This window comes from Rhodobacter maris, from assembly GCF_900217815.1.
Classification (GTDB): Bacteria; Pseudomonadota; Alphaproteobacteria; order Rhodobacterales; family Rhodobacteraceae; genus Rhodobacter; species Rhodobacter maris.
On the sequence record NZ_OBMT01000033.1, the window covers coordinates 1 to 5322 of the forward strand.

Annotated in this window: 3 protein-coding genes; 1 reads left to right on the forward strand and 2 read right to left on the reverse strand. The window is 66.2% G+C overall.

From position 1 onward, the window contains the following. Positions 1 to 276: 276 nt before the first annotated feature. Positions 277 to 540 (reverse strand): hypothetical protein, encoded by a 264-nt coding sequence (locus CRO22_RS18180; protein ID WP_097071556.1) that lies wholly within the window; start codon positions 538 to 540, stop codon positions 277 to 279. Positions 541 to 624: 84 nt separating this feature from the next. Continuing rightward, positions 625 to 921 (reverse strand): hypothetical protein, encoded by a 297-nt coding sequence (locus CRO22_RS18185; protein ID WP_097071557.1) that lies wholly within the window; start codon positions 919 to 921, stop codon positions 625 to 627. Between the two features lie 175 nt (positions 922 to 1096). Between CRO22_RS18185 and CRO22_RS18190 the strand changes: the two genes are divergently transcribed. Next, positions 1097 to 5322 (forward strand): strawberry notch family protein (locus CRO22_RS18190; RefSeq protein ID WP_097071558.1); only part of this gene is annotated, 4226 nt, incomplete at its 3' end.

A 5322-nucleotide genomic window follows, 5' to 3' on the forward strand; every position in this document is an offset into this window, starting at 1 on the left:
TCAGATGATTACCGCCGGATGACCGAAGACGGTCTGCTTGCCACGGCACCAGAGCCATTTGATGTCTTGATGGACCGGTGTGCTGAGATCGCACTCAGGGCGAATACTGCTTCCAAATCGTAGGGCAAATGCTGGGCATCATCGATCAAGTGGTCGATGTCGCGTCGCCCTGGTGCTTCAGTTGGACATGCCGATATCCTGACCGTTCGCCTGATCAACGATCGCCATCGCAACGTCGAAGAGCTCGGGCCAGCGGCTTGGTTGAGGGGTGTTCATTCAGATCGCGAGCGGAAGCTTGTATCCGGCGAGATCGGAGAACTTCCTGGCGACTGAGGTGACGGCGTCCTTGCTCACATTCATCTCGTCGATGAACGAGTGCTGCAGTTTGGGCGACACCTCCGACAGGAAGGCGAACACGCTGCAATCGCAGGACTCAGCACTCTTGATATCGGCGATCTTCTCGGCAAGCTGCTCAGCCGTCACCGGCACACCGTAGGGCGCGCTGACTGTCGACATCACCTTTGCGGCAACCGAGGCCATGGCATCAACTCTGTGCGGATTTCTGTCCCGCCAACGTAGTCGATGCCCCTCAACAAAGCAATTAAGCCCCTTCGGCAGTATTTTTCACCTGTTCCCGTCGATCCACTTCGACATCAGGCCCTTGTCGCGAAAGCACTCCTCCGGCACGGCGCGCCGTTTGATCCGGGCGAGTTTTTCCGCGAAGGCCACCTGCTTCGAGGTCGGCCGCTGATCCACCTCAGACATCGGCCTCATCCGGGCCTGCGCGTCGATCCATCCGCTCAAGGTCCGGCGGTCCTGCTGCACGTCCCATGGCAGGAGGGTGCCGTTGCGCAGGGCGAGCGAGCGCGCATAGGCGATCTGCTTGGGCGTTGCGGGCAGCGCAGGCGCGGTGCTTTCCATGGTTGATCTCCCCTGCTGGCGTGGTTCCCAATATAGAACAAAGCGCGAACAAAATCAAGCCGGGCGCTGGAAGACAGAGGGGCGAGAGGGAGAGATGGGTCGGGAAAGGGCAGGCCTGAGGGTGCCCGAGAGAGGGTGCCCGGGCTGGCCCTATCCCTCATTCCGGAGTTTCCCGATGACCTTTCTTCCTCCTGTTGCGCCTTTGCCGCCCCTGCGGTCCGTGGATCCGGCGCTGGCGATCATTGCTGTGGCCGAAGCGCTGCAGCCCGATCTGGCGCAAGGCGCACCGATCGACGCTTCGCGCCTGCGGCCCGAGATGGAGCGCGCCTTTGGCGGCTCCGATGCGTCGGGCGCCTGGGATTGGAAACTCGCCTATGAGGCGGGCGAGGTGGCGCTTGTCCTCTTCCTGCGGAAATTCGGTCGCGCGCTTCTCGCCCGGGCGGGCTCGCCTGCGGCGCTGCTGCCCATCCTGACGAAGGTTGCGGGCCTTCCGCCGAGCCATACCCGCCGCTCGGAGGAGATGGAGCGGTTCCAGCAATTCTCGACGCCGCTGCCGATGGGGCTCGCGGCCCTTGCCGCGGCGCAGATCACCCCCCGCGATCTGGTCCTCGAGCCTTCGGCCGGGACCGGGCTTCTGGCGATCCTCGCCGAGATCGCGGGGGGCAGCCTCGCGCTGAACGAGCTCGCGGGCATGCGCGCCGATCTTCTGCAATTGCTCTTCCCGGGCCGCCCCGTGACCCGTTTTGACGCCGCGCAGATCGACGATCATCTCGATGCGGGGCTGCGCCCGAGCGTTATCTTGATGAACCCGCCCTTCTCGGCGCTCGCCAATGTCGAGGACCGCACGACCGAGGCGACCGCCCGGCATCTGCGCTCGGCGCTGGCGCGCCTTGCGCCGGGTGGGCGGCTTGTCGCCATCACGGGGGCGGGGTTCGCGCCCGACACACCGGCTTGGGCAGAGGCTTTCGCGCGTCTGACGGAAACCGCGCATCTGGTGTTCACCGGCGCGGTGTCCGGGGCCGCCTTCGCGCGGCACGGCACCAGCTTCGAGACGCGGCTCACGGTCTTCGACAAATGTCGGGGCGGCGAGGCGGGCGGGATCACGGCTGATCTGCGACAGCCGATCTCCCCTGACGCTGCAGATCTTCTGGCCCGGATCCTGCGCGAGGTTCCGCCCCGGCTCGAACTGGAACAGGACGCTCTGGCAGGGCAGGGACGCTCTTCCCCCTTCCCGGGGAGTCCTGCCCCTGCCGCGCGCAGGCCGATCAGCCCGGCGCGCGCGCGGTTTGCCGCCCGACCGGCGCAGGCTCTGACGCCTATCGAGGCCGAGGAGATCGACTATGCGCTGCGGGATACCGCCGAGGATGGCAGCACGGCGCATTTGTCGGATGCGATCTACGAGACCTTCCGTCTGCAGACGATCGACATCCCCGGCGCGGCGGCGCATCCGACCAAGCTCGTGCAATCGGCGGCGATGGCCTCGGTTGCGCCCCCGAAACCCAGCTACCGTCCGAAGCTGCCCGCCGCCGTCCTGCGCGACGGCCTGTTGTCTGACGCGCAGCTGGAGACCGTGATCTATGCTGGCGAGGCGCATTCTGCGCATCTCGCCGGATCGTGGATCGTCGATGAGACCGGTGACATGGTCGCGGCCGCGCCCGAGGATGCCACCGATGCCGTCCGCTTTCGTCGCGGCTTCTTCCTGGGCGATGGCACGGGTGCTGGCAAAGGCCGCCAATCGGCCGGCATCCTGCTCGACAACTGGGCCAGAGGAAGACGCAAGGCGCTCTGGATCTCGAAAAGCGACAAGCTTCTCGAGGATGCGCAACGCGACTGGTCGGCCCTTGGTCAGGAGCGGCTTCTGGTGACGCCGCTGTCGCGCTTCGCGCAGGGGCGCGACATTCCGCTCTCCGAGGGCATTCTCTTCACCACCTATGCGACGCTGCGCTCGGAGGAACGCGGCGCGAAGAAATCCCGCGTCGATCAGATCGTTGACTGGCTCGGGGCGGATTTCGACGGTGTGATCCTGTTTGACGAAAGCCATGCCATGGCGAATGCCGCTGTGGCGAAGGGCGAGCGCGGTGATCAGGCGGCCTCGCTGCAGGGCAGGGCGGGTCTGCGCTTGCAGCACAGACTGCCCAATGCCCGCGTGGTCTATGTCTCGGCGACCGGGGCCACGACCGTTCACAATCTTGCCTATGCGCAGCGCCTCGGGCTCTGGGGCGGCGAGGACTTCCCCTTCGCCACCCGCGCTGAATTCGTCGAGGCGATCGAGGCTGGCGGCGTCGCGGCGATGGAGGTTCTCGCCCGCGATCTGCGCGCGCTCGGCCTCTACACCGCCCGCTCGCTTTCCTATGACGGCGTCGAATACGAGATGCTGGAACATGCGCTCACGCCCGAGCAGCGCCGCATCTACGATGCCTATGCCGGGGCCTTTGCCATCATCCACAACAATCTGGCGGCGGCGATGGAGGCGGCGAACATCACCGGCGAGAGCGGTACGCTGAACCGACAGGCCAAATCGGCCGCGCGGTCTGCCTTCGAGAGCGCCAAGCAGCGCTTCTTCGGCCATCTGCTCACCTCGATGAAAACCCCCACGCTGATCGGCGCGATCGAGGCCGATCTCGCTGCTGGCCATGCGGCGGTCGTTCAGATCGTCTCCACCGGCGAGGCGCTGATGGAGCGGCGTCTGGCCGAGATCCCGACCGAGGACTGGAACGACATCCGCCTCGACATCACTCCCAGGGAGTATGTCCTGGACTATCTCGCCCATTCCTTCCCGGTGCAGCTCTACGAGCCCTTCACCGACAGCGAGGGCAATCTCTCCTCGCGGCCCGTGGTGCGCGACGGTCAGCCGGTCGAATGCCGCGAGGCCGCCCGCAGGCGCGATGCGCTGATCGAGAAGCTGGCCGCGCTGCCGCCCGTGCCGGGGGCGCTCGACCAGATCGTGCAGCGCTTCGGCACCGATCTCGTGGCCGAGGTCACGGGCCGGTCGCGCCGGATTGTGCGCAAGGGCGAGGGTCCTGCGGCGCGGCTCGTTGTCGAGACCCGCGCCGGGTCTGCCAACCTCGCGGAAACCGCCGCCTTCATGGATGATCAAAAACGCATCCTGATCTTCTCCGATGCGGGCGGCACCGGGCGCAGCTATCACGCCGATCTCGGCGCGAAGAACCAGCGCCTGAGGGTGCATTACCTTCTCGAGCCGGGCTGGAAGGCCGATGCCGCGATCCAGGGGCTGGGGCGCACCAACCGCACCAATCAGGCGCAGCCGCCGCTGTTCCGCCCCGTCGCGACCGATGTGAAGGCGGAAAAGCGGTTCCTCTCGACCATCGCGCGGCGTCTCGACACGCTCGGCGCGATCACGCGCGGCCAGCGCCAGACCGGCGGGCAGGGTCTGTTTCGCCCCGAGGACAACCTCGAGAGCCCTTATGCCCGCGACGCCCTGCGCCAGCTCTATCGCCGCCTCTATCGCGGCGATGTCGCAGGCTGTTCGCTCGGGGCTTTCGAGGATGCGACCGGTCTCAGCCTGACCGACGACAATGGTCTGAAGGACGACCTGCCGCCGATCACCACCTTCCTCAATCGTCTGCTCGCGCTGACGATCGACATGCAGGGCGTGCTCTTCTCAGTCTTCGAGGAGCTGCTCGATCAGCGCATCGAGGGGGCCATCGCCGCGGGGGTCTATGACCTCGGGCTCGAGACGCTGCGCGCCGAGAGCTTCCGCGTCACCGATGCCCGGGTGATCTACACCCATCCCGGTTCCGGCGCCGAAACCCAGCTTCTGACCATCGCCGAAAAGCGGCGCAACACGCCGACCTCGCTCGCGGATGCGCTTGATTGGCTCGAGGACCTCGGCGCGCGCTGCCTGATCAACAGCCGCTCTGGTCGGGCTGCGGTGCAGGTGCCCGCCACCAGCCTGATGCTCGATGACGGCACGATCGAGCCCCGATTGCGCCTGATCCGTCCGACCGAGGCGAGCACGGTGCCTGTCAAGATCATGGAAGACACAAACTGGCAGGAGGTCGACCGCGCGGCCTTCACAGCCGCCTGGAATGCTGAGCTGGCGGAGGTTCCTGAATTTTCAGAAACCACGCTCCACATCGTGGCGGGGCTGCTGCTGCCGATCTGGAAGCAGCTCCCCCAGGACGAAACCCGAGTCTATCGGCTGCAGACCGATGACGGTCAGCGCCTCATTGGCCGCAGGGTTTCGCCGTCTTGGGTCGCGGCCACGCTGGCGGATGACGCGCCAAAGCTCACGGGCGCGCAAGTCCATGCGCTCGTTTTGGAGGGCAAGACCACCGTGCGTCTCTCCGAGGGGATGGAGTTGCACCGCTCCCGCGTCATGGGCGTCAACCGGATCGAGCTTTCCGGATTTTCCGAGGCGGCCAAGGACCGGCTCAAGGC